Annotated in this window: 14 protein-coding genes and 1 tRNA gene; 8 read left to right on the plus strand and 7 right to left on the minus strand. The window is 73.4% G+C overall.

Going from position 1 to position 26,158, the window contains the following annotated elements; genetic code table 11:
• Positions 1 to 66: 66 nt before the first annotated feature.
• A complete protein-coding gene (locus FB458_RS16605) occupies positions 67 to 612 on the plus strand; it encodes a YbhB/YbcL family Raf kinase inhibitor-like protein (RefSeq protein ID WP_141849484.1) in 546 nt (181 codons plus the stop codon).
• On the opposite strand, the gene FB458_RS16610 is transcribed toward FB458_RS16605, so the two are convergent.
• Genes FB458_RS16610 through FB458_RS16620 form a run of 3 tightly spaced genes read right to left on the minus strand, consistent with a single transcriptional unit; the run spans position 591 to position 5,405 of the window.
• Positions 591 to 1,829, minus strand: coding sequence for an acetate/propionate family kinase (locus FB458_RS16610; protein WP_141849485.1), 1,239 nt, complete (start codon positions 1,827 to 1,829; stop codon positions 591 to 593). The genes FB458_RS16605 and FB458_RS16610 overlap by 22 nt on opposite strands.
• Positions 1,826 to 3,931, minus strand: a complete 2,106-nt coding sequence (gene pta, locus FB458_RS16615; protein ID WP_141849486.1) for a phosphate acetyltransferase — start codon at positions 3,929 to 3,931, stop codon at positions 1,826 to 1,828. Before pta ends, FB458_RS16610 begins: the two co-directional genes overlap by 4 nt.
• A gap of 4 nt (positions 3,932 to 3,935) precedes the next feature.
• Entirely contained in the window at positions 3,936 to 5,405 is a 1,470-nt protein-coding gene (locus tag FB458_RS16620; protein ID WP_246061295.1) for an MFS transporter, read from the minus strand.
• A gap of 17 nt (positions 5,406 to 5,422) precedes the next feature.
• Here FB458_RS16620 and FB458_RS16625 point away from each other — a divergent pair, with 17 nt between their 5' ends.
• Together FB458_RS16625 and FB458_RS16630 are read left to right on the plus strand one after the other, a co-directional pair.
• Positions 5,423 to 6,727, plus strand: coding sequence for an alpha-hydroxy-acid oxidizing protein (locus FB458_RS16625; RefSeq protein WP_141849488.1), 1,305 nt, complete (start codon positions 5,423 to 5,425; stop codon positions 6,725 to 6,727).
• 126 nt (positions 6,728 to 6,853) lie between these two features.
• Positions 6,854 to 6,938 (plus strand) — tRNA-Leu (locus tag FB458_RS16630).
• A 92-nt stretch (positions 6,939 to 7,030) separates the two neighbouring features.
• On the opposite strand, the gene FB458_RS16635 is transcribed toward FB458_RS16630, so the two are convergent.
• A complete protein-coding gene (locus FB458_RS16635; protein ID WP_170185712.1) occupies positions 7,031 to 7,951 on the minus strand; it encodes an AraC family transcriptional regulator in 921 nt (306 codons plus the stop codon).
• Between the two features lie 455 nt (positions 7,952 to 8,406).
• Between FB458_RS16635 and FB458_RS16640 the strand changes: the two genes are divergently transcribed.
• The 5 genes from FB458_RS16640 to FB458_RS16660 all read left to right on the plus strand — a co-directional run bounded on the left by FB458_RS16640 (position 8,407) and on the right by FB458_RS16660 (position 17,171).
• Positions 8,407 to 9,765: an ABC transporter substrate-binding protein gene (locus FB458_RS16640; protein WP_141849490.1), complete on the plus strand. Its 1,359-nt coding sequence runs from the start codon at positions 8,407 to 8,409 to the stop codon at positions 9,763 to 9,765.
• 11 nt (positions 9,766 to 9,776) lie between these two features.
• Complete coding sequence (locus FB458_RS16645) at positions 9,777 to 10,736, plus strand: carbohydrate ABC transporter permease (protein WP_141849491.1); 960 nt, start codon at positions 9,777 to 9,779, stop codon at positions 10,734 to 10,736.
• The gene (locus FB458_RS16650; protein WP_141849018.1) at positions 10,733 to 11,590 is read left to right on the plus strand and encodes a carbohydrate ABC transporter permease; all 858 of its coding nucleotides are present in this window, start codon (positions 10,733 to 10,735) and stop codon (positions 11,588 to 11,590) included. Before FB458_RS16645 ends, FB458_RS16650 begins: the two co-directional genes overlap by 4 nt.
• A gap of 104 nt (positions 11,591 to 11,694) precedes the next feature.
• On the plus strand, positions 11,695 to 12,438 hold the full coding sequence (locus tag FB458_RS16655; protein ID WP_141849492.1) for an SDR family oxidoreductase: 744 nt from the start codon (positions 11,695 to 11,697) through the stop codon (positions 12,436 to 12,438).
• A 419-nt stretch (positions 12,439 to 12,857) separates the two neighbouring features.
• Positions 12,858 to 17,171 carry a hypothetical protein gene (locus FB458_RS16660; protein WP_141849493.1) on the plus strand — a complete coding sequence of 1,438 codons (4,314 nt, stop codon included), beginning with the start codon at positions 12,858 to 12,860 and terminating at the stop codon, positions 17,169 to 17,171.
• Positions 17,172 to 17,185: 14 nt separating this feature from the next.
• Here the strand turns inward: FB458_RS16660 and FB458_RS16665 are convergent, their stop codons facing one another.
• The 3 genes from FB458_RS16665 to FB458_RS16675 form a co-directional block, all read right to left on the minus strand.
• Positions 17,186 to 17,995, minus strand: coding sequence for an MBL fold metallo-hydrolase (locus tag FB458_RS16665; RefSeq protein ID WP_141849494.1), 810 nt, complete (start codon positions 17,993 to 17,995; stop codon positions 17,186 to 17,188).
• A gap of 106 nt (positions 17,996 to 18,101) precedes the next feature.
• On the minus strand, positions 18,102 to 23,324 hold the full coding sequence (locus tag FB458_RS16670; RefSeq protein ID WP_141849495.1) for a peroxidase family protein: 5,223 nt from the start codon (positions 23,322 to 23,324) through the stop codon (positions 18,102 to 18,104).
• A gap of 156 nt (positions 23,325 to 23,480) precedes the next feature.
• The gene (locus FB458_RS16675) at positions 23,481 to 26,126 is read right to left on the minus strand and encodes a PKD domain-containing protein (protein ID WP_141849496.1); all 2,646 of its coding nucleotides are present in this window, start codon (positions 26,124 to 26,126) and stop codon (positions 23,481 to 23,483) included.
• Positions 26,127 to 26,158 lie beyond the last annotated feature (32 nt).

The raw sequence follows: 26,158 nt of genomic DNA on the forward strand, positions 1-26,158 counted from the left end.
GTGCGCGGGTAGCGTCGTACCGGCCGGTCCGCCGGCCGTCCCGCTCCCGAGACCGAAGGAGAGTCCGTGCCCGACTACAGCCACGACCCGTACGCCGCCCTGCCGCAGGTGCCGTCGTTCGAGGTCACCTCCACCGACGTCGCCGACGGCGAGACGCTGAAGAGCCCGCAGGTGAGCGGCATCTTCGGCGCCGGCGGCGAGGACGTCTCCCCGCAGCTGAGCTGGTCCGGCTTCCCGGAGGGGACCAAGAGCTTCGCCGTCACGGTCTACGACCCGGACGCCCCGACCGCGGCCGGTTTCTGGCACTGGGCCGTGTTCGACATCCCGGCCTCGGTCACCGAGCTCCCCACCGGCGCGGGCGACGCGCAGGGCTCCGGTCTGCCCGACGGGGCCAAGCAGCTGACGGTCGACGGCGGGGTGCGCCAGTACCTCGGCGCCGCGCCGCCGCCCGGGCACGGCCACCACCGCTACTTCGTCGTCGTCCACGCCGTCGACGTCGAGCACCTCGACGTGCCCGACGACGCGACGCCGACCATCCTCGGCTTCAACCTGTTCTCGCACACGATCGGCCGCGGCCGGATCGTGCCGGTCTACGAGGTCGCCGGCGACTGACCGGCGTCCGACGACCGCACGACCGCGGCGGCCTGCCGCGCGATCTCCCGCTCCTCGTCGGTCGGGACGACGAGGACGGTGACCGGGCTGCCGGGGGTGGAGACGACGTGCTCGCCCCCGGTGGCCCGGTCGTTCGCGTCCTGGTCGAGGTGGATTCCCAGGATCTCCATTCCCGAGAGGGCACGCGAGCGCACCACGGGAGCGTGCTCGCCGACGCCCCCGGTGAGGACGACGGCGTCGAGCCGGCCCAGCGCGGCGGCGTACGCGCCGACGTACTTGCGCAGCCGGTAGGTCATGACGCCGAGGGCGAGCTCGGCGTCGGCGTCCCCGCCGCGCGCCGCCGCGACGACCTCGCGGACGTCGCTGCGTCCGGCCAGCGCCAGCAGCCCGGAGCGGGTGGAGACGTCCCGGTCGAACTCCTCGGCGCCGATCCCGGACCGGGCCAGGTGCCCCGGCACCGCCGGGTCGAGGTCACCGGAGCGGGTGCCCATGACGAGTCCCTCGACCGGACCGAGCCCCATCGAGGTGTCGATGCTGCGCCCGCCGAGGATCGCGGCGGCGCTGGCCCCGTTGCCCAGGTGCAGCACGACCATCGCGGTCTGCTCGAGCGGGCGGCCGAGCAGCTGCGCCGCCCGGCGCGAGACGAAGGCGTACGACGTCCCGTGGAAGCCGTAGCGCCGCACGCCGTGCTCCTCGCGCCAGGCCCGCGGGACGGCGTACGTGTGGGCCCGGGCGGGCAGGTCGTGGTGGAAGGCCGTGTCGAAGACGGCGACCTGCGGCACGCCGGCGAAGTGCTCGCGGGCCAGGCGGATCCCCTCGAGGTTGGCCGGGTTGTGCAGGGGCGCGAGCGGCACGAGCTCCTCGACCGCGGCGAGGACGTCGTCGTCGACGAGGACCGGGTCGGCGAAGCGCTCACCGCCGTGGACGACCCGGTGGCCGACGGCGGTCAGCTCGAGGTCGTCGAGGTCGGGGCCGTACTGCGCGAAGGAGTCCAGCAGGGCGGCGAAGGCCTCGCCGGCGTCGGCGCAGCGCTGCGAGCGCGGGTGCTCGTCGTCGCCGACGGTGTGGTGGACGTTCTCGTCATCACCGCCGTCCTCGCCGATCCGCTCGACCAGCCCCGAGGCCAGCGGCGCCGACCCGTCGGGCGCGTCGGCGTCGAGCAGCTGGTACTTGAGCGACGACGACCCGGCGTTGACGACGAGGACGAGGGTGCTCACGGGTTCTCCTGGTGTTCCTCGGCGGCCTGGATCGCGGTGATGGCCACCGTGTTGACGATGTCGCGGACCAGGGCGCCGCGGCTGAGGTCGTTGACCGGACGGCGCAGGCCCTGCAGCACGGGGCCGACGGCGACCGCGCCGGCGCTGCGCTGGACCGCCTTGTAGGTGTTGTTGCCCGTGTTGAGGTCCGGGAACACGAGGACCGTCGCGCGCCCGGCGACGAGCGAGTCCTTGAGCTTGGTGGCGGCGACGGCCTGGTCGACCGCGGCGTCGTACTGGATCGGCCCCTCGACGGACAGCCCCGGGGCGCGGTCGCGGACCAGCGCCGTCGCGGCGCGGACCTTGTCGACGTCGGCGCCGCTGCCCGACCCGCCGGTCGAGTAGGAGAGCATCGCCACCCGCGGCTCGACGCCGAACTGGGCCGCCGTCCGCGCCGAGGAGATCGCGATGTCGGCCAGCTGCTCGGCGGTCGGGTCCGGGTTGACGGCGCAGTCGCCGTAGACCAGGACCCGGTCGGCCAGGCACATGAACATCACCGACGACACGACGCTCGTCCCCGGCACGGTGCGCACGACCTCGAGGGCGGGGCGGATCGTGTGCGCCGTCGTGTGCACCGAGCCCGACACCATCCCGTCGGCGAGGCCGTCGAGGACCATCATCGTGCCGAAGTAGGAGACGTCGACGACGGTGTCCCAGGCCTGCTCGGCGGTCACCCCCCGGTGCGCGCGCAGCTCGGCGTACTCGCGGGCGAAGCGCCGCCGCAGCCCGTGGGCGACCGACGCCTCGTCGGCGTCGTGCGGGTCGAGGACGGTCGCGCCGGACACGTCGAGTCCCAGCTGCGCCGCCCGCGCCCGGACGACCGCGGGGTCACCGAGCAGGGTGAGCCGCACGACGCGGCGCCGCAGCAGCTCGTCGGCGGCGGCGAGGATGCGCGGCTCCTCGCCCTCGGGCAGGACGATGTGCCGGTCGGCGGCGCGGGCCCGGTCGAGGAGCCGGTGCTCGAACATCAGCGGGGTGACGACGTCGCCGGCCGACACGTCGGCGGCGTCGAGCAGGGCCTCGGTGTCGACGTGGTGCTCGACGAGGGCGAGCGCGGTCGCGACCTTGCGGGTCGAGGTGCGGGTCAGGCGCGGCGTCACCGCCGACAGCGCCGCCGCCGTCTCCATCGTCCCCGTCGCGCAGCGCACCACCGGGACGTGGACCTCGAGGCCCTCGACGAGCCGGCCCACCGTCGGGGGCAGGTCGAGGCCGCCGTTGAGGACGATCCCCGACGGCGTGGGGAAGGTGGCCGACCGGTGCGCCAGGAGCAGCCCGAGCAGGACGTCGGCGCGGTCGCCCGGGGCGACGACGAGGCAGCCCTCGACCAGTCGCTCGAGCACGTTCGGCATCGTCATCGCCGCGACGACGAGGCCGGTGGCCTCGCGGTCGAGCAGGCCGTCGTCGCCGACGACCAGCTGGCCGCCGACCGCCGCGGACAGCTCGCGGACGGTGGGCGAGTCGAGGACGACGTCGGACGGGACGACGTACGCCGGCGCGTCGCCACCCCGGGCGAGCCGCTCGCCGACCGCCGCGGCCGACGCCGGGTCGACGCGGTTGGCGACGACGGCGAGGACGCGGGCGTGGTGCGCGCGGGCCTCGTCGAGGGTGACGGCGGCCGCCGTCGCGACCTGCTCCGGGGTGCGCCCGGACCCCGCCACGACGAGGACCATCGGGGTGCCGAGGTTGGCGGCCAGCGTGGCGTTCCAGGCGAACTCGGTCGGCGACGCGATGTCGGTGTAGTCCGAGCCGACGACGAGGACGGCGTCGCACCGGTCGGCGACGGCGTGGTAGCGCTCGACGACGGTGGCCATCGCGGCCTCCGGGTCGCGGTGCACGTCGTCGTAGCCGACGCCGGCGGCGTCCAGCGGCGCGAGGGTGCCCTCGGGCAGCCGCGACAGCAGCAGGTCGAGGACGTGGTCGGCGGCCGGGTCGACGTCGCGGACGATGGGGCGGAACACCCCCACGCGCCCGACGCGCCGGCTCAGCCGGTCGAGCAGCCCGAGGGCGACGGCGGACTTGCCCGACCGTCCCTCGGCGGAGGCGACGTAGAGGCTCGTGGCCATGCGCTCACGCTAGCGGCTGCGGGGCGAGCGGCCGGTCCCGGACGAGGAGCCACGACGTGAGTGCGCCGACGAGCAGCAGGACGCTGCAGGCGAGCATCGCCGTCCGGTAGCCCGCGGTGAGGACGCCCGGCTGGGTGTAGTCGGCGCCGCCGAGCCCGACCGCGGCGGGCAGCACGGCGACGGCGAGCAGCCCGCCGGTGCGCGCGACGGCGTTGTTGACCCCGCTGGCCGTCCCGGCGTAGCGGTCCGGCGCGGCCGCGAGGACGGTCGCGGTGAGCGGCGCGACGAGCAGGCACAGCCCGAGCCCGAAGACGGCGACGCCGGGCAGCACCCCCAGCCAGTACGACGACCCGTCGTCGACCCGCGCGAGCAGCGCCACCCCGGCCGCGCAGAGCACCGGCCCGGCCGCCATCGGGCGGCGCGGTCCGATGCGGGCGGCGAGCTCACCGCCTCGTCCAGCGAGCAGCAGCATGAGGATCGTCAACGGAAGCGTCGCCGTCCCCGCCTCGAGCGGCGTGTAGCGCAGCGAGGTCTGCAGCTGGAGGGTGAGGAAGAACAGGACCCCGCCGAGGGCGGCGTACGTCAGCAGGGTCATGACGTTGGCGCCGGTGAACTGCCGGTCGGTGAACAGGCTCGGCGGCACCATCGGGTGCCGCTCGCGGTCCTCGAGGACCACGAAGCCGCCGAGCAGCAGCAGCCCGACGGCGACGACGAGCGTCGTCCCGAGCGCCCCGAGGCGGGTGGCCTCGACGAAGCCGTACGTCGTCGTCGCGAGGGCGACCGCGGCCAGCGCCGCGCCGCGGACGTCCAGGTGCCGGTCGGCCTGCTCGTCGCGGGTCTCGGGGACGCACCGGCGGGCGACGACGACGGTGACGACGGCCAGCGGGACGTTGAGCAGGAAGGCCCAGCGCCAGCTCGCGGCCTGGACGAGGTAGCCGCCGACGAACGGGCCGGCGGCGCCGGCGATCCCGCCGAGCCCGGTCCACCGGCCGATGGCGCGGGCCCGGTCGGGCCGCGCGATCGTCGCCTCGACCATGGCCAGGCTGCCGGGGGTGAGCAGCGCCGCGCCGACGCCCTGCAGCACACGGGCCACGATGAGCTGCCAGGGCGTGAGCGCGACCCCGCAGAGCGCTGACGCGACGGCGAACCACACGACCCCGACGACGAAGACGCGGCGGCGGCCGAGCCGGTCGCCGAGCGAGCCGCCGAGCAGGATGAGCGAGGCGAGGGTGACGAGGTAGCCGTTGGAGACCCACTGCAGGTCGGCGAGGCTCGCGTCGAGGTCGTCGCCGATCCGGACGACCGCCACGTTGACGACGGTCGAGTCGAGCATGGCCATGCCGCTGCCGAGCACGGCGGCGGCGACGATCCCGCGACCGCGGGCCGAGGCGAGCGGGACGAGTCCGGGCCCGCCGGACCCCGCGGAGCCGCCGGCCGGGAGCGCGCCGTGGGCCTCGGGCGGGGGCGTGGTCACCGCCGTAGTGTGGCACCGTGCCGACGCCGCCACCCTCATCCGCGTCCCCCGGACGCGCCCGTCAGGACGCGGTCTACCGCGCCGGCGTCCTCGGGCGCCGCCCCGTCGTGCCGGCCGGTCCCGACGAGCTGGCCGAGCGGGCGCGGCGGGTGATGTCGCCGGAGGCGTGGGCGTACGTCGCCGGTGGGGCCGGGGCCGAGCGCACGGTCGCCGCCAACCGGGCCGCCTTCGACCGGTGGTCGATCGTGCCGCGGATGGGCCGCGACGTCTCGAGCCGCGACCTGTCCGTCGAGCTGCTCGGACGGCGGCTGCCGGCACCGGTGCTCGTCGCGCCGGTCGGCGCGGCCGGTCTCGTCGCCCGCGACGCCGACGTCCTCATCGGCGGCGGGGCGGCCGACGTCGGGCTGCCCTACGTCATCTCCACCCAGGGCAGCTCGCCGATGGAGGAGACGGCCGCGGCGATGGGGGACGCGCCGCGGTGGTACCAGCTCTACTGGTCGACCGACGACGCCCTGGTCGACAGCTTCGTGCGCCGGGCCGAGGGGATCGGCGCGGACGCGGTCGTCGTCACGCTCGACACGACGCTGCTCGGCTGGCGCCCCCGCGACCTCGACCTCGGCTCGCTGCCGTTCGCGCGGGGCATCGGGATCGCCCAGTTCACGTCGGACCCGCGCTTCCTCGAGGTCGTGCGGGACGTCGTCCAAGAGAAGGGCGGGGCGGGGCGCGGGGGAGCCGAGGTGACGCTCGGGGCGCTGCGGTCGCTGCTGTCGATCGCGCGGGAGACGCCGGGGGCGACGCTGGATAACCTCCGGTCGCCGTACCCCCGGGCGGCGGTCGAGACGTTCCTGCGGATCTACTCCAAGCCGTCGCTGACGTGGGACGACATCGCGACGCTGCCCGGACGGACGCGGCTGCCGGTCCTCGTCAAGGGGGTGCTGCACCCCGACGACGCGCGGCTCGCCCTGGAGGCCGGGGTGGCGGGGATCGTCGTGTCGAACCACGGTGGCCGGCAGGTCGACGGCGCGATCGCCTCGCTCGACGCGCTGCCCGACGTCGCTGCTGCCGTCGGCGGGCGGGTGCCCGTCCTGCTGGACGGCGGCGTGCGCACCGGGGCCGACGTGGCCAAGGCCCTCGCCCTCGGCGCCGACGCGATCCTCCTCGGCCGGCCGCACGTCTACGGGCTCGCGCTCGAGGGCCGGGCCGGGGTGCGGACGGTGCTGGAGAACCTCGTCGCCGAGCTCGACCTCACGCTGGGCCTGAGCGGCCTGACGTCGGTGTGCGAGCTGCGCGAGCGGGGCGCCGAGGTGCTGCGCCGGGTGTGACACCACAGTGACGGGTGGGGCGCGTCGGACGTGCGGCGGGGGATACCCGTTTGGGAGGTTGAGCGGCCTGCGTGCTACCGTTTCGGGCGCAGCGAGGGAGGCCGACAGGCCCCCGAAGCTCCACTCGTCCGGGTGGCGGAATGGCAGACGCGCTAGCTTGAGGTGCTAGTGCCCTTTATCGGGCGTGGGGGTTCAAGTCCCCCTCCGGACACCGTCGCGAACGGGCCCGGACCATCATGGTCCGGGCCCGTTCGCCGTCCCTCCCGTACGACGCCCCGCCCGTAGGTCGTTCACAGGCCCACGTCATCGAGTCCCTCTCGCACGGAACTCGCTCGGGGTGACTCCGTACTCCCGCTTGAACTGGCGGTTGAAGTTGGAGAGGTTCGTGTAGCCGACGTCGAGGCTGATGGACGACACGGAAGCGTCCGTCGCGGCCAGCAGCCGACAGGCGTGCGAGAGGCGCATCTGCCTGACGAGGTCGGTGAAGCGCATGTTGCTGGCCCGCAGGAAGTACTTGCTGAAGCCGGACTCGCTCATCCCCACCGCGGAGGCGACCCGGCTCATGCGGATCTCGTCCGACAGGTTCTCCGTCACGTAGCCGAGCACGTTCTCCATCACGTCGGCCACCCTGGCGTCCTGCTGGGGCATGAACCACTCCCGGGCCAACAGCCTCCTCTCGTGCGGCGGCGCGGAGGCCATGACGGAGAACAGGCCGAAGATCTCCTGCAGACGGGTCGCGCCGTCGGTCCGACCGACGCGGTCCACGTGGCGTGCCGCGGCGACGGCGGTGCTCCCCGCGAACTCGATCCCCCTCGCCGCATCCGACCACAGTCCGCGCAGCGCGTCGAGCTCGGGGAGCACCGCCTGACAGCGCACCAGCCAGTCGGATCGGAACTGCAGGACGACGTCACGCTTCTCGATGTGCTGGTCGCGAGGGTCGCTGATCCAGTGGTGCGGCAGGTTGGGCCCCACGAGGACCAGCTGTCCCGGGCCGAACGTGTCCACCCGGTCACCGACGATGAAGCGTCCGACGCCGGAGCGGATCAGATGGACCTCGAGCTCCGGGTGGTAGTTCCAGCGGGACAGGGGGCTGGGGTAGTCGTGCTCGTGCCATCGCACCGACTGCCGAGGGTCCGACGGCACCAGCTCGCGCTCGGGTGCCCGGTCCATCAGCTGGTGCGCAGCGCGCAGGGCGTCCTGGCGAACCTTGAGCCGCTCGGTCATGCCCGATCCTCTCGTGCCGGCTGGGGCCGACGACATGACCTGGGATGGCAAATCAGTACCACATCTCGTCCAGCGAGGGGCTAGATGGCCTCTCGCTGTCGACCTACTGTTGCCGTCGTCACCTCGCAGAGGTGGGGAGCTGTCAACGACGACACGTGGAGGTTCGAGCCGATGATCCGGACTCTCGAGACCGCCGCTTCGTGCTCGCCCTACCCGGCCCACCCCTCCAGCGAGCCACGCCGACGCAGCATCGGACACGGCTGACCGCGCTCGCGCTCTCGTCGACGTGTGGCAGGACGGACCAGCTTCCGCCCAGCGCCGCGAGCCGAAGGACCTTGGCTGCTCGGTCGAGCACTCGGTGACGTCGCCGCCATACCCACGTGTCCATTCCTCGTCAACACCACACCACTCGGTCCGCACGGGCCGCACGACAGCAATCCCCAGGAGGAACAACGATGTCACGCCTGAAGTACACGATGTTGGTGGGCGCCACCGCGGTCATGGCGACCGGGCTGTCGGCCTGCGCCGGAGCCGGAGGCGCCGGTGGCGCTGGTGGTGGTGGGGGCGGGTCGGCGGACAGCATCAACGTGTTGATGGTGAACAACCCGCAGATGGTGGACCTGCAGAAGCTGGCTCCCGAGTTCACCAAGGAGAGCGGGATCAAGGTGAACTTCACCGTCCTGCCGGAGAACGACCTGCGCGACAAGACGAGCCAGGAGTTCTCCAGCCAGGCCGGGCAGTACGACGTCGCGACGCTGTCGAACTTCGAGATCCCGATCTACGCCAAGAACAGCTGGGTCGCGGACCTGACGTCCTACACGAAGTCGGACACGGCGTTCGACCAGTCCGACATCCTCGAGCCGATGACCAAGGCGCTGTCGGTGGACGGGAAGATCTACGGCGAGCCGTTCTACGGCGAGTCGTCGTTCCTGATGTACCGCAAGGACGTCCTCGCCGCGAAGGGCGTGACGATGCCGGCGAAGCCGACGTGGCAGCAGGTCGCGGACATCGCGGCGAAGGTGGACACGCCGGGGGGGATGCGCGGGATCTGTCTGCGTGGGCAGCCGGGCTGGGGTCAGCTGTTCGCGCCGCTGACGACCGTGGTCAACACGTTCGGGGGGACGTGGTTCGAGAAGGACTGGACCCCGAAGGTCAACGGCACCGAGTTTAAGGCGGCGACGAACTTCTACGTCGACCTGGTCAAGGCGCACGGTGAGGCCGGGGCGTCGCAGGCCGGGTTCACCGAGTGCCTCAACAACATGACCCAGGGCAAGACGGCGATGTGGTACGACGCCACCTCGGCCGCGGGGTCGCTCGAGGCGTCCGACTCGCCGGTCAAGGGCAAGATCGGCTACGCGCCCGCGCCGGTGGTCAAGACCGACTCCTCGGGCTGGCTCTACACGTGGGCGTGGGCGGTCGAGCAGAAGTCGGCCAAGAAGGACGCGGCCTGGAAGTTCGTCTCGTGGGCCTCGAGCAAGAAGTACGAGGAGCTCGTCGGCGCCCAGCTCGGCTGGTCCAAGGTCCCGGCGGGCAAGCGGGCCTCGACGTACTCCAACGCCGACTACGTCAAGTCGGCCGAGGCCTTCGCGACCGAGACCAAGAGCGCGATCGAGTCGGCCAACCCGGACAACCCCGGGGTGCAGGAGCGCCCGGCCCCCGGCATCCAGTTCGTCGACATCCCCGAGTTCCCCGACCTCGGCACCAAGGTGAGCCAGTACGTCAGCTCGGCCATCGCCGGCCAGGGCAGCGTGGACTCGGCGCTGGACCAGGGTCAGCAGCTCGCCGAGGCCGTCGCCAAGAGCTACAAGAAGTGAGCTGACCGGCCATGTCCGCGACCTCCGCGACCACTGTCTCTGCTCGGGGCGCCACCAATGGCGCCCCGAGCGGGGGCACCGGCGCCGCCATGCGCCGCACCGGCGAGTGGGCCCGTCGAGCCCCGCTCCTGCCCGCCCTCGTCCTGACCGTGATCGTCACCCAGCTGCCGTTCGTCGTCACCATCGTCACGTCGTTCATCAGCTGGAACGCCTACTACCCCGACCGGCGCCACTTCGCCGGGCTGGAGAACTTCCAGACCGTCGTCTCGGACCCGGATGCGCGCAGGGCGATCCTCGTCAGCGTCACCCTCACCCTCGCGGTGGTGCTCGTCTCGCTGCTGCTCGGCCTGGTCTCCGCTCTGCTCCTGGACCGCAAGTTCCTCGGCCGCAGCATCGTCCGGACGTTGATGATCACGCCGTTCCTCGTCGTGCCCGTCGCGGCGGCGCTGCTGTGGAAGCACGCGCTCTACAACCCGGAGTACGGCCTCTTCGACGGGCTGCTGCGGATGGTGTTCGGGTCCGGGGCCCCGCAGGTCGACTGGATCGGTCAGTACCCGTTCCTGTCGGTGATGTTCGCGATCGTCTGGCAGTGGACGCCGTTCATGATGCTCATCCTCCTGGCGGGGCTGCAGTCCCGCCCGCTGGACGTCGTCGAGGCGGCCCGGATCGACGGCGCCAGCAGCTGGCAGATCTTCCGGCACATGACGCTGCCGCACCTGCGCTCGTACATCGAGCTCGCCGGCCTGCTCGGGACGATCTACGTGGTGCAGAACTTCGACCACGTCTTCACGATCACCTCCGGCGGCCTCGGCACGGCCAACCTGCCCTACTACATCTACCAGACCTTCTACACGGCCCACGACTACGGCCTGGCCTCGGCGGCCGGCGTCATCGTCGTCGTCCTCACCATCGCGGTGGCGACCGTCGCCCTGCGCACCGTGTTCAGCCTGTTCAAGGAGGAGAACCGATGAGCGCCACCACCGCGTCCACCGCTCCGGCGCTGCGTCACCGCAAGCGGTCGTGGGGCGAGCGCTCGCTCGGCCTGGTCGCCTGGCTGGTCGGGCTGATCTTCTTCTTCCCCTTCCTGTGGATGGTCCTCACCTCGTTCCACTCCGAGGCCGACGCGGCGACCAACCCGCCGTCGTTCTTCGCGCCGCTGAGCCTCGAGGGCTACCGCGACTTCTTCGCCGCCGGCCCGCTGCCGCCGCTGATCAACTCCGCGACCGCGAGCATCGTCTCGACGCTGCTCGTCATCGTCCTGGCCTTCCCGGCCGCCTACGCCCTGTCGATCCGCCCGGTGCGCAAGTGGACCGACGTGCTGTTCTTCTTCCTGTCCACCAAGTTCCTGCCCGTCGTCGCCGGGCTGCTGCCGATCTACCTGTTCGCGCAGCAGGTCGGGCTGCTGGACAACATCTGGCTGCTCGTCCTCTTCTACACGGTGATGAACCTGCCCATCGCCGTGTGGATGCTGCGCTCGTTCCTCGCCGAGGTCCCCGTCGAGATGCTCGAGGCCGCCCAGGTCGACGGGGCCGGGCTGCTGACGACGATGCGCAAGATCATCGCGCCCGTCGTCACCCCGGGCATCGCGGCGGCCGCGCTCATCTGCTTCATCTTCAGCTGGAACGAGCTGCTCTTCGCCCGCGTGCTGACGGCGACCGTCTCCGAGACCGCGCCGGTGTTCCTCACCGGGTTCGTCACCAGCCAGGGACTCTTCCTGGCCAAGGTCTGCGCCGCCTCCCTCGTGGTCTCCCTCCCGGTCCTCATCGCCGGGTTCGCCGCCCAGGACAAGCTCGTCCAAGGCCTGTCCATGGGGGCCGTGCGCTAGCGCCAGGCCGTTCATGGCGACGCCGCGAGTCCGTGGTGGCGTCCAGCACTCCCCCCAGCCTGCAGCCACCGAGGCCCGCATGCTCCTCTTCGAAAGGTAGTTCTGTGTCATCACACGCTCGAGACCTGCAAGGAACGACGATCGTCGTCACCGGAGCCGGTGGTGGAATCGGCGGGGCCACGGTTCGTCTGGCCCTCGACTGCGGCGCCAACGTCGTCGCCGGTGACCTCAGAGCCGAATCCCTGGACTCTCTGGCCACCGACACCAACCGGGACCGCCTCGTCACGGTGTCAGGCGACGTCCGTGACGAGGCCGCGGCCGACGCTCTGGTCGCGGCCGGAGTGTCCGCGTTCGGCCGGGTCGACTCGGTCGTCGCCAACGCCGCCGTCGGCTACTACGGCGGCATCCTCGACTACTCGGCCGAGGACGTCTCGAGGATGATCGACGTGAACGTCAAGGGAAGCGTGTGGCTCGCTCGCGCAGCCGTGCAGCAGTTCCGCGCTCAGGGGGACGGCGGCGACATCGTCATCATCGGATCCGTGGCCGGCCTGCTCATCGGTGGCGGCATGGAGGCTGTGTACGCCGCGACCAAGGGTGCCCAGATCAACCTGGCCTACGCACTGGATCGAGAGCTTCGACACGAAGCCATCAGGACCACGGCGATCGCGCCCGCCGGTGTCAACACCGCCTTTGCCGCCGCCGATGGTCGTTTCGGTGGGAAGGACCCGGCATCGGGGCACTTCATGGCGACGACGGACATCGCCCACGCCATCCTCACCACCCTCCGGCAGCCGCGCCGCATGCGGACCGAGCTGTGGACCATGTGGAGCATGTCCGAGACCCACTGAGTCGGGGGCAGGACGCGGGACCGACGGAACGGCCGGTCCGGACGCCCCATGGCGTCAGGGAGAGTCACGTCCCCTCCGGACACCACCTCGAACGGCCCCGACCCTGCCGGGTCGGGGCCGTTCCCCGTTCAGGGGAGTCCGCTCGCCACGGGCACATCGCGCTGCTTCCCGCAGTCGAGACACTCCTGGTAGCGCGGGCCCGGTTCGCCGTCGTGCGTGGGATACCGGTGGCTCCGCCACCGGTGCCACACGTGCAGCCGACACGTCCACCGACCACGCCGACGCTGCTCCTGCCCGGGCTCCCGCACCCTCCCGACGGTACGCCGGGGCCCGGGCGTGGAGTGCTCGTCGTCCCGATCGGACGCCGGACGGATGGGCGTTGCCCTCAGGTCACTCGTTGAACGGTCGAATACCCGACCATGACCGCCCTGACCCCGCGGCCGCGTCCGCGCGCCCTCGGAGCCGCACGCCGCGCCGTACGGACGTCCCCCGACCGGGTCGCCCGGCTGCTGCGCGCCGCCCTGGCCACCGTCTGCCTCGCGACGTCGTCGGTGGGGCTCGTCGCCGCGCCGGCCGACGCGGTCGCCGCGGCGTGCAACGGCAGCAACGGGGTGACGGTCACCTCGCTCAACGCCCCGCGTTTCTACATCGACTCCGGTGTCACGCCGAAGCTGACCTCGGGCTACGCCGGGTACGACGTCTCGGCGACCGCCGCGCGGCACGACCTCTACGTCCAGCTGTCGGGGTTCACCGGCGGGTCGATCGCCCTGGCGGCGTCGCAGCCGACGTCGATGCCGTTGGGCGCCACCGCAGCCGGCGCGCACACGCCGGCGTTCTTCCTGCTCGACGCCTCCGCCGCGTCGCTGACCGCGCAGACCCACACCGTCCAGGTCTGGTCCGGCAAGCCCGGCGCCGCGGGCTCGAGCCTGCTCTGCGCCACCTCCGGCGGGTTCGGGGGCGTCGACGAGACCATCAAGGCGGCGGCCAACAAGGTCCAGGACACCACCGGGGACGGCGTAGCCGTCACCCTGTCGACGGCCACCCCCCGCCTCGGCGGGTCGATCAGCGTCAGCGTCGAGGGCTCGACGGGCACGGTCGGGTCCGGCACCACCGCCGACCCCAACGGCCTGTACATGACGCCCACGGCCCTGCCGTCCTGGCCGGCGGGCGCCTTCCGCCTCACCGGCACCAGCCTGCTCATCTCGCCCGACGGCTCCGCGCCCGCGCAGACCTACACGAACCTGCTGCACCTGGGCTCGCTCGGCTCGTCCTCGCGCAGCTACGTCGCCACCTACACCTTCACCATCACGGGGACGACGAGCACCGGCTCGCAGCTCTACCCGTTGCAGCAGATCGCGTCCGGCACCCAGATCAAGCACACCGACACCGGCTCGTTCTCGACGCTCATCCCGGCGATCCCCGCGGCGACGAACCCGCTCACGGTCGCCCTCTCGGCGTCGCCGACGACGCTGCCGGCGGCCGGCGGCACCAGCCGCTTCTCGCTCCAGCTGCGCTCGACCGCGTCAACCGCGTCGATCGCCGACCAGCTGCAGGCGCAGCTGCCGTCCGGGGCGTCGTACGTCGCCGGGTCGACGACGATCGGCGGCGTGTCCGCCCCGGACCCGGCCTCGAGCGCCGGGCTGCTCTCCTGGACCGGACCCTTCACGACCAGCTCGAGCGCGCCCACGGATCTGCGCTTCGACGTGTCCCTCCCGTCCGGCGCCGCCACCTACCCGGTCTCCGGGTGGGGCCTGCTCGGCAGCACCGTGCTTGACACGACCGCCGACACGAGCGACACCGCCGCCGCCTCGGTGACGCTCACCGTCCCCGCGACCGACGCGCAGACGATCGCCTTCCCCACCCTCGCCGACACCGTCGTCACCGGCGCCGCGCCGACCCTGTCGGCGACCGCGTCGTCGGGTCTGCCGGTGACGTACGCCGTCTCGACCCCGGCGGTGTGCACCGTCTCCGGCGGGGTGCTGACGCTGGTCTCGGTCGGGACCTGCACCGTCACCGCGTCGCAGGCCGGGAACGCCTCCTGGGCGGCGGCGACCCCGGTGAGCCGGTCGTTCGCGGTGACCGAGGTCCCGAGCACCCCTTCGCCGCAGTCGATCTCGTTCCCGGCGCTCACCGACACCGTCGTCACCGGCGCCGCGCCGACCCTGTCGGCGACCGCGTCGTCGGGTCTGCCGGTCTCGTACGCCGTCTCGACCCCGGCGGTGTGCACCGTCTCCGGCGGGGTGCTGACGCTGGTCTCGCCCGGCACGTGCACGGTCACCGCGACCCAGCCCGGGGACGCGACGTACGCGGCCGCGACCCCCGTGGACCGGTCCTTCGACGTCACCGCACCGCCGCTCCTGCCGGTGCCGCAGACCATCACCTTCCCCGTCCTCGCCGACACGGCCCTCGACGCGACCGCGCCGGCCCTCGGCGCCACGGCCACCTCCGGTCTGCCCGTCGCCTACGCCACCAGCACCCCGACCGTCTGCACCGTCTCCGGCGGTGTCCTGACCCTGGTCTCGGTCGGCACCTGCTCGGTGACCGCGAGCCAGCCGGGGAGCGCCTCGTGGCTGCCCGCGGCCCCGGTCACCCGCGACCTCGCGGTCCTGCCGGTGCCGCAGACCATCACCTTCCCGACCCTGCCCGCCACCGTCCTCGGTGACCCGGCGCCGGGCCTGTCGGCCACCGCGTCGTCGTCCCTGCCGGTGACCTACACCTCGACCACCCCGACGGTGTGCACCGTCACCGACGGGGCGCTCACCCTCGTCTCCGTCGGCACCTGCACGGTGACCGCGACCCAGACGGGTGACGCGACGTACGACGCCGCCACCCCGGTCGACCGGTCCTTCGCCGTGACCGCCCCGCCCGCCCTGCCCTCGCCGCAGACCATCACCTTCCCCGCTCTCGCCGACGTGCTGCGCGACGGGACCGCGCCGGCCCTCGCCGCCACGAGCGACTCGGGGCTGCCGGTCGCCTACGCGACGACGACCCCGGCCGTCTGCACCGTCTCCGACGGCGTCCTCACGCTCGTCTCGGTCGGCACCTGCTCGGTGACCGCGAGCCAGCCGGGGAGCGCCTCGTGGCTGCCCGCCACCCCGCGGACCCGCAGCTTCTCCGTGCTCGCGGTGCCGCAGAGCATCACGTTCCCGGTGCTCACCGACACCGTCCTCGGTGCCCCGGCGCCGACCCTGTCGGCGACGGCGTCGTCGCACCTGCCGGTCGGCTACGCCTCGACCACCCCCCTCGTCTGCTCGGTCTCCGGCGGCGTCGTCACCCTCGTCTCCGTCGGCACCTGCTCGGTCACCGCGACCCAGCCGGGCGACGCGACGTACGCGGCCGCCACCCCGATCGGCCGGTCCTTCGTCGTCGGCACCGCCCCGGTCGTGCCGTCGCCCCAGACCATCACCTTCCCGGCCCTGCCCGACACCGTCCTCGGTCACCCGGCGCCCGCGCTGTCCGCCACGGCCAGCTCCGGACTGGCGGTCACCTACACCTCGAGCACGCCCACCGTCTGCACCGTCACGCAGGTCGGCGGACTCGTCGACCTGGCCCTGCGCGCGGCCGGCCCCTGCTCCCTCACCGCGACCCAGCCGGGCGACAGCCACTGGTCGGCGGCCACCCCGGTGGTCCGCACCTTCACGGTCACCCGGGCCGCGCAGACGGTGACGTTCCCCGACCTGCCCGACACCGTCCTCGACGCGACGCCGCCGGCGCCGGTCGCGGCGGCCTCCTCGGGCCTGCCGGTGGTCGTCACCTCCATCACCCCGGCGGTCTGCACCGTGACCGACGGCCGCCTCGTCCTCCTCGCGGTGGGGACGTGCCGCCTCGTCGCGACGCAGGCGGGCGACGCGACGTACGCGCCGGCCGCGCCGGTCACGCGCACGCTCACGGTGCTGCCACCCGCCGCGCCGCCGTACCGGACCTCCGGCGTCGGCACGGCGATCCAGTCGACGAGCCTGCAGGTGCCCGCCGGCTTCACGGTGGCCCTGCTCGACGGCGACCGCGCCGTCACGACGCTGACCGTGCCGGGTCAGGGCACCTACACCCTCGTCGGACCCTCCGCCTCGACGACGCCGCCGACCGGGCTCGCCGCGCTCCTCGCGGGCCCCGCGACGCGCGCCGCCACCGCGTCGGGCCCGACCGTCGACCGGATCGACTTCGCCCCCGTCCTGGGCTTCGTCGGGGTGGCCCGACCGGCGACGTACCGGCTCACCGACCCGATGGGGCAGACCGCGACCGCGACCTACACCCCGACCGTGACGGTGCCGGCGGCCCCGCCGTCGGCGCCGAAGGCGACCCGGTCGCACGACAGCTCGACGCAGACGACGACCATCCCGGTGCCCCCGGGCGGCACCGTGACCCTGCTCGACCACGGCCGTCCCGTGCGCTCCCTCACCATCCCGGGGGAGGGAACCTACACCGTCGACCCGGCCACCGGGCGGCTCACCTTCACCCCCGTGGCCGGCTTCACCGGGTCGGCCCGCCCCGTCGACTACCGCGTGACGGACGCCTACGGGCAGAGCACGACGTCCACCTACCGGGCCACGGTGGTGCCGTCGGCGGCGCCGGCGCCCACCCCCGCGCCCGTACGACGCCCCGCCCCCGTCCCCGTCCACGCCCCCGCCCACGGTCTGCCGCACACCGGCGCCGACCTCGCCCCGCTGCTCGCGCTGGCCGCCGGTCTCGTCCTGCTCGGCTCGACCCTCACGGTGGTGGCGCGCCGGCGACGCTGAGCCGGCTGCGTGGCTCACTCCATGAGGTCCACCCGCTCGCCGGGCGCGACGGCCCGCACGCCGTCGAGCCCGGCGTCGCGGGCGCGGTCGAGGAAGTCCTCCAGCGGCGAGGCGAAGACGCCGTAGTCGCTGTGGTGCACCGGGAGCGCGCGTCGGGGCCGCACCCGGCGCAGCGCGTCCACGCCCTGCACGTCGTCCATCGTCACGGTGTGCAGCAGCACGCGCGTGCCGCCGAGGTGGACGACGGCCGTGTCGAGGTCGGGGAACCGCGCGTGCACCTCGTCGAGGTGGGGCCCCGTGAGGGTGTCGCCGGTGACGTAGACGCGGTGCCGCACCTCATCGCCGACCCGGTGCTCGAGCACCGTCCCGATGACGGGCGGCAGCAGCCGGCCCATGACGCCGCGGGCGTGGACCGCCGGGACGGCGACGACCCGGACGGACTCGCCGGAGCCGGGCGGACCGTCGACGACGGTGTCCTCCCACGGCTCGAGGGCCCGGGTCGTGAAGCCCCACGACCGCAGCCGCCGGGCGGCCGGCCCGGTCGTCACCACCGGCGCCTCGCGCGGAAGACCGCGTCGGGCGACCCGGTCGAAGTGGTCGCCGTGCAGGTGCGAGAGGAGCAGGGCGTCGTACGGCGGCAGCTCGTCCACCCCGAGCGCGGGCTCGGTGAGGCGCCGCGACCACAGGCCCTTGCCGAGGTAGGCGCGCTGTCCCCGGTGCAGGAAGTTCGGGTCGGTCAGCAGGGTGAGCGAGCCGAGCTCGATGAGGGTCGTCGCGGTCCCGACGAAGGTCAGGGCCGCCGTGCGGGTCGCGGTGTCGTCCATCAGGTCTCCCAGGCAGGGTGACGGCGGTCCGTCACGGGAGCACCCCCTGCCCGCCCCGGTGCGCGCGCACACCGGGGCGGGCCCCCTCATCCCCCGGTCGCGCGCCTCATTGCGCGACGACCGCGTTCGAGCGGTCGGAGGCCAGGCCCGTGCCGATCGCGTTGGTGGCGCGCACCTCGAAGCGGTACGTGCCGGGGGGCAGCACGACGAACGTCTTGCGCAGCGTCGCGGCGACGGTGACCGTGACGGGGGTGCCGACCGGGGTGACGCCGTCGGCGTCCATGAGCAGCGCGGTCACCTGGTAGCCGGTGATCTTGCTGCCGCCGGTCGAGGCCGGGGCGAGCCAGGTGGCCAGCGCCGACACCTCCCCACCGACCACGCCGGGCGCGGCGTTGCCGATGACCGGTGCACCGGGGGCCGTCTTGGGGGGTACGGCCTTGATGCCGCTCGTCGCGGTCGACCCCTTGCCGACGCCGGCGGCGTTGACCGCCTTGACGACGAAGGTGTACGTCGTCCCGCTGACGAGCCCGCCGATCGTCGCCGACGAGACCGCCCCCTGCACCGTGTCGGTCCGCACGAGCACCCCCGAGACCCGCACGAGCACGAGGTAGCTCGTGATCGGCGACCAGCCGTTCGCCCCCGGGGTCCAGCTGAGGGTCACCGACTGCACGCCGCCGACCCCGGTCACCCCGGTCGGCGCGGCCGGCACGGTGTAGGGCACGACCGGCGCGGAGACCGGGCTGACCAGCGTCCCGCTCGCGGTGAGGCCCTGCACCTGGAAGGTGTACGGCGTCCCGGCCGTCAGCTTGGAGACCTGCAGCGTGGTCGTCGTCGCCGGGACCGTCGCCGTCGCGACGACGGCGCCCCCGGTCGACGTGAGGACGGTGTACGACGTCACGGGGGAGGTGTTGCCGACGGGCGGAGCCCAGGCGAGGCGGGCGCTCGTCGTCCCCGGGACGGCCGTCGTGATCGTCGGGTAGGCCGCGACGGGCAGGGTCGCCACGTCGACGCTCTGGTCGGAGAAGCGCAGCTTCTCGACGTGGAACAGGGTGTCGCTGCCGTCGGAGACGGTCTGGCCGGCGACGAGCGGGCCGGTCTGCGTGACGGTGACGCGGTCCCCGGTCGGGACGATGCTGTAGCTGCCGCGGGGTCCGGAGAACACGGCGGTGTCGACGGCGGTGGGGTCCGACGGCGTGATGATCTCGCGCACGGTGACGAGGTGGCCCGGCGGGACCAGTCCCGCCCCGACGGCCTGCTGCAGCGTCATGCCCGCGGTCCCGGGGCCGAAGGTGCCCGACGTGGCCGGGTGCTCGACGAGGTCGGTCGTCCCGGTCTCCGTGGCCGGGTCGGCCGGGTCGGTCCGCACGCTGATCCGCACCTGGAGGGCCTTGTCGCCGTCGATGACGTCGTTGCCCCCGCGACCGGTGATGGTGTCGCTGCCGGCGCCGCCGAGGAGGATGTCACCCTCGCCCCAGACCGGGCCCGAGAGCGGGCAGCGCCCGGCGGCGGAGCGGGCGACGACGGCGCCGAGGTCGCCGGTGAGCGGCTGCGGCAGCAGCGCCGACAGCCCGGCGATGCGGTCGACCCCGGCCTGGTCGAGCACGTCGCAGCCGAGGAGCCCGGCGCCGCCGACGGTGCGGGGCACCGTGTTCGTGCCGCCCAGGACGTCGTCGTACGGCGACCCGGAGTCGCCCTCGACCTCCTGCCACCGGTCGCGGTTGGCCGTGATCGGGATCGGCAGACCGGCCTGCGCGTTGTTGATGTTCATGTCGTCGTTGGCCGGGCCGGCGTCGTACTGGTGGGTGGCCCAGTCGAACCCGGCGGCTCCGACGTTCCGGTCGATGCCGGTGGACTGGGCGATGACGTCGTCGCCACCCTCGGCCTCGTTGTCGTTGTCGCCGGACTGGCCGATGAGGACGTCGTGGCCCGGGGCGAGCTCGCCGGGGTCGTCGAGGAACGGCGCGCCGTGGTCGCCCTGGAGCAGGTCGACGCCCTGCCCGCCCTCGATCCAGTCGTCGCCGCCGTCACCGAAGACGGTGTCGGCGCCCTGCCCGGCGACGACGTAGTCGTTGCCCGGTCCGGCGAAGGTCTCGTTGTCGTTCGCGCCCCCGTTGATCAGGTCCTGACCGTCGCCGCCGAGGAGGATGTCGTTGCCGAGGCCCCCGTCGAGGTAGTCGTCGCCCGGCCCGCCCTTGAGCGTGTCGTTCCCACCCGAGTCGGTGACGATGTCGTCGCCCTCGCCGGCGAGGACGACGTCGTCGCCGCCGGAGCCGTCGACGACGTCGTTGCCGGCGCCGCCCCAGACGGTGTCGTTGTCGTTGCCGCCGACGACCCGGTCGACGCCCGCCGTCCCCTGGTAGACCGACTGCCCGTTGATCCCGGGCTTGTCGACCGTGTTGGTCTGCCGGTAGGACAGGGTGCCGTCGGGGCTGCGCACGAGCAGCCTGCTCTCGTCGCAGTCGGTCGTCGACGGGTCGTCGGCGACGCCCGCCCCGAGCTGGGCGAAGCCGGCCGCCGTCCCCGCCAGGTGCGCGAGGTCGAAGCGGCAGTCGGCCGTGGCGAAGGAGTCGGCCTTGAGCGCGCGGGTGCCGTCGGTGTTGCGCTGCACGAGCTCGGCGAACGAGTTGCCCTCGAGCTGGCTGCGCAGGTTCAGCCCCACGGTGCGGGCGATGTAGTAGAACCGGTCGCCGTCCTGGAGCGCCTCGAGCTGGCTCTGGAAGACGTAGTTGAAGGTGCTGCCCAGCAGACCGCCGAAGAGGTTGGTCTGCTCGGCCAGCCCGCCCACCCACAGGTCGACGTCGTCGACCCCGGTGGTCGTCACCCCGGCCGGGGTGCTCGCCCACGCGCCGGTGCCGAGCAGGAAGTCGGTGGCGTCGAGCGGGGTGGGGTCGCCGGGGGCGGGGGCGACGATGGCGCGGGCGGCGGCACGCTTGGCCGCCACCGTGGTGGCGGCGACGACGGTCGGGTGGTGGCCGTAGGCGGCCACGAGGTTGACCAGCGTCTCGGGGTGCTTGAGGTGCTGCCCGAGGTCGCTCCAGCTGGTGTACGGCGTCAGCTGCCCGTCGGAGGTCTTCGCGTAGAGCTGGCGACGGACCTCGTTGAGCCGGGGCAGGCCGACCTCGCGGCCCCGGGCGATGTTGAGCGTGGCCAGGTCGAGCGGCAGCCCGAGCAGGTTGTTCCGCAGCGTCTCGGTGACGAACTCGTCGAGCTCGTTCCCGACCTGGTCGGAGGAGCCCATCATGATCGCCCCGGCAGCCTTCTCGGGCGTGAGGGTCCCGGCCGCGCCGCCGTCGAAGTAGGTGGGGGGCGACAGGAACGCGTCGAGCAGCGGGAGGGACGCGTCCGTCTTCGTCACCGTGCCGTCGGGCGCGACGTCCTCGACCCGGCGGGCGACGACGTCGTCGAGCATCGAGTGGCCGAAGCGGTAGACGGCGGAGGCGAACTCGGCCGACACCCGCGGGTCGATGTCGGGGGAGTAGGCGTGGAACGGCTTGATGAGCGGCTGCATCTTGCGCGCGAACTCCTCGAAGACCGTGTGCTGGTACTCCATCTCGGTGACGTAGCGGGCGGCTTGGAACAGCCGCTCGCCGTACCCGTAGCCGGAGCCCGACGAGGTGTCCTGCCACGCGGCGAGCGCGGCCACGCCGGCCGGGCTGGTGTCGCCGTGCAGGGTCGCGTCGATGTCGTCGACGAGCCGGTCGTGCTCGGAGTGGAAGACCTGGTGCACGGCCGACAGCGCGATGTTCTCGTTGCACCGGCCGTCGCCGCAGGCGAAGTGGGCTCCCAGCAGCTCGTCGTCGTACGTGCCCGCGGGCTGCGGGTCGGCGGCGGTCGAGACGGTCGTGTCCGCGTCGGCCACCGGGGGGACGGGTGGGGTCGCCGGGTTGTGGTCCGTGTCCTGGGGCGACGGGTCGGCGTCGTGCGCGATGTCGGTGACGAAGGGGGCGCCGACGTGGAGGACGTCGGCGGGGACGGCGACCGGTGCGGCCGTGTCCCCCTCGACGAGCCCGGAGGCCGTGACGTACTGCGGCAGCCCGCGGGCGGGCCCGGGCAGGAAGCGGCCGTAGGGGTCCGTGGCGATCATCGGGACGTCCAGCACGTCCGCGTCCGTCAGGCGCAGCCCGAGGAGCCGGGCCGCCTGGTCCTTGACCGAGGCCCAGGTGGCCAGCCCGGAGCGCCCGTCGGGGGAGCCGGGGTAGGTCTGACCGGCGCCGAGACCGCCCAGCAGGCGGCCGGCCGCCACGGGACGACCGGCGCCGTCGCGCGCGTACTCGCGCAGGAAGACCTGGTGCGAGGCGTGCGAGGCGTAGGTCTGGCTCTGGTCGACCCACGGGGTGTCGGTGTTCGAGGCGTCCGGCACGTCGTCGGCGGTGCCGAGGGCGCCGTCGGGTCCGGGCTGGACCGAGCCGCGGGTGAGGACCATGAAGCGCCGGCTCGCCGGCAGGTCGTCGGCCGTGCCGAGCACGTGGTCCGGCCCGGCGACGAGCGGGTCGTCCGCCTTGAGCGGCACGAAGACCGTCCCGCCGCCCTTGGTGGTCTGGTCCAGGCCGTGGTCGAAGAACTGTCCGAAGAACGTGAACAGGCTGTTGTACGGCGGCGACAGGCCGACGTCGGTGGTGATGTTGGGGATGAACAGCGTCTGGTGCGACGGGGTGCAGCCCGCCGGGACGCCGGCCACCGGCGGGACCGCGTCGAGCTGCGGGTCGGTGGTGCACGGCACCGCGGTCGGGGCGGCGCTCTGCGCGCGCACCGGGTGGCCGGCGGCGGCGACGGCGGCCGGGTTGGCGCTCGTCTGGTCGACGACGAGGTTGCTCACGACGCGCGGTTCGGCGTCGACGACCACGTTGCCGGGAGCGGTCTGCGCGTACGACGTCGCCCCGGGCGGACCGACGGGGAAGGATGCGGTCACCGGGTCCGCGGCGCGGAACGACGGCGTCGTCAGCCGCGGGAAGGTCGCGTCCGCGGCGCCCAGCCCGGCGTTGCCGGCCTTGAGGTTGTTGCACGTCCCGTCCACCGTCCGCAGCCCGTACGGCGTCACGGTGTCCGGGACCTGCTCCGCGTCGGGGATCCCGTCGCCGGGCTGGTTGAGCAGGGTGCCGCAGGGGTTGGCCGGCGTCCGGGTCATCGAGTGCCGCTCGGCGATCTTGATCTGCTTGAGGATGTAGGCGAGGTCGCCGGTGGTGACGGTGAAGCCCTGGCCGACCGGGGCGGTCGTGGCCCGGGCGGGCAGGAGCCCGGCCTGCGCGAGGAGCACGGCACCGGTGAGGACCGCGCCGACGGCGGCGCGCGCGGGACGGGAGCGGCGGGGCGATCGGGTGGAGCGCGGCATGTCGACCTGCCTTGTCGGTGGACGGACGTCGGTGGCGTGGTGACCACGGTCCCGGTCCGACCTTGAGGATTGCTTGCGCGGACGGCCGGGAGCCCCGGTCGCACGAGGCGACCGGGGCCCCCGGGTCGAGGGCGGCTCGTCAGAGCCGACCGGTGGTCACTGCCGGATCGTGGTGAGGGGCGACGGCGGGCTGGTGCCGATCACCGCCCCCACCCCGTTGAGGGCCTTGACCGTCAGCGGCTGCTGCGAGCAGGGGGTGGCGTACGTGCCCCCGAGCTTGCAGGCCGGCGGCGGTGCGCCGACCGCGGTGACCGTGAACGACCCGGGCGCCACGACCGAGACCGTGAGCCCCGCCGCGCCGAGGGTGGCCGGGTCGAACACCGTGCCCGTCTCCGTGAGGTACGGCAGCAGCTTCATCGACGAGACGGTGACGTCGGTCGAGGTGGCCGTGATGACCAGGCGCTGCTTGCTCGTGCGGTACACGTTGTTGAGCGTGATGTTGACCGGCACCGACGGTGCGACGTTGACCTTGACCGTCGTCGGCGACGAGGTGCCGTTGGCGTTCGTGGCCGTCACCGAGTAGGTGTACGTCCCCGCCACCGTCGGCGTGAACCGCAGGGTGGAGGTGCCGGTGGCCGTCCCGGCCGACGGGGTCTGGGTGAGGACCGGACCGGCCGGGCCCGCCGTCTGGGTCCACGTCCAGGTGGGCGCGGGGACCGCCGGGCTGGTCGCCGTGAGGGTGACGAGCGCCCCCGCGGTGACGTTGAGGTCGGTGATCGGGTTGATCGACGGCGGAGGGGCCGGCGTGACCGTGAGCTTGGCCGTGGTCGTCTCCACGCCGCACGGGTTGGCGGCGCTGAAGGTGACGACGTAGTCGCCCGCGGGGATCCCGACCGCCGACAACGTCGGCGTCGTCGTCGTCGCCCCGGTGAGCGCGCCGGTCAGGGAGGCATCGCCGGCGATCGTGCCGACCGTCCACTGGAGAGTGACCGGCGTGGTCACGCCGTCGGCGACGCTGCCGGACAGCTTGAGCGAGCCGCCGTTGGCCACCGAGAGCGGCGCCCCGTTGATGGCGGGGGCCGGGCAGGTGCGCACCGGGGGCGGGACGCTGCTCGGCCACGGTCCGAGCACCCCGGCGAGGGTGCCGGTGACGCTCGTGTAGCCGCCGTAGGCGAGGAACGGGATGGTGTTGAAGTTGTTCTCCGGCACCGCGGACCCGGGGACGTTCTCCGGGAAGATGTACTCCCCGATCGGGGCGTGGTACTGGCCCCAGTAGATCCCGTTGGCGTAGGTCGTGGCGCCGAGGGTGCCGGGGACCTGGCTGCCGGGGTTGGGCACGAGGCCGCCGGGCTGGTACTGAGAGTGCCCGTCGACGACGGCGCGCACCTCGCGGGTCACCGGCAGGAACTGCCCGGCGGCGGGCGGCGTGCAGGCCTTCGTCGTGGCCACGGCCGCGGTGCACGGGGGCCGGAAGCGCCAGCGGCCGCGGACCGCCCCGGTCGGCGGGCCCTGGTCGGGCAGGACGGTGCCCCAGTCGCGGTCGCTCGTGGCCCCGGTGGTGGGGTCGACGTCGACGCCGTACAGGCGGATGAGGCGCGACTCGTCGGTGCTCATGCCCTCGATCCGGGTGCGCACCGCCGCCTCACCGGCGCCGAAGACCGTCAGGCCGCCGGTGCCGAGGAGGGAGACCTCGACCGACACGTAGGCCGGGTCGACGCCGGGCGCGGTGTAGATGCCGAGGCTGGCGGTGATGGTGTGCGCCGACACGTAGCTCGTCCCGGCGGCGTCCTTCTCGAGGCTGCCGGCGAAGCTGACGAAGTCGCCGATCTCGAAGGGGGCCTGCTTGCGCGGGTCGGCGCAGGTGCCGCGGACGCAGGTGTTGCTGTCCACGTTGGCCGGGGTGTCCATCCGGAAGAGGGTGTAGTAGCCGCCCGCGACCGGCAGGGCGACCTGCGGCGTGATGCCGGAGGTGTCCTGGCCCGTGTAGACCGGCCGGTTGGCCTGGGGGCACTGCGGGTCGTCGGGGTTGCCGGCGACGGTCGGGTCGGCGGTCACGCGCGGCAGGCACATGGGGAAGCCGGTCTCGGCGAGGATCGTCGGGTTGTCCTGGTCGACCTGGAAGCGGTCGTCCGGGGAACCTGCGCGACCGTAGCGGCCGCTGCCCGACGTCCCGTGCTCGTCGAGCGCGGTCGGGTTGCCGGGGTCATTGATCCGCACCCGGGTCCCGGTGCCCTGCACCCCGAGCCGACCGCCGACCTCCATCTCACCGACGGAGTAGTCGATGTAGCTGATGTAGCCGGTGCCGGTGTTGAGGTCCTGCTGCGAGATGTGGACCAGGCCGGCGACGTACCGGTCACCGGTGCCGTCGATGACCCGGTTGCCGATGACGTTGACCTCGTAGGTCGTCGGCGGCTTCGGGTCGTCCTCGAGCGCGAGCCCGCTGCTCCCGGCCGTCTTCCACGGGTCCGGCGCGTGGGTGAAGAGCTCCTGCCAGGTGAGGGCGCTGGCGGGGAGGATGGCGATCGTCTCCCGGGGGATGACGATGGAGTGGCCGTTGACCTTGAGCACCCCACCGGAGTGCGGGTCGTCGGGGGTGTCGAGCGTCGCCGACTGGATGAAGCCGGTGATGTCGAACTGGGTGCTCGTCGCGAGGGTGGGCAGGACGGCCGCCGGGGCGAGGGCCCCCACCGCGCCGGCGCCCGGCCCGCTGGCAGCCAGGGCCGTGCCCGCGACGAGGACCCCGAGCGCCGTGAGCAGGCGACGCCGCAGGGGTGGATGGGGTCTGGGTAGGGGTCGGAGCATGGCGGGTCGCCTTCTTCCTTGGGTGGGGTCCT

Origin of the sequence: Lapillicoccus jejuensis, from assembly GCF_006715055.1 — a bacterium.
Classification (GTDB): domain Bacteria; phylum Actinomycetota; class Actinomycetes; order Actinomycetales; family Dermatophilaceae; genus Lapillicoccus; species Lapillicoccus jejuensis.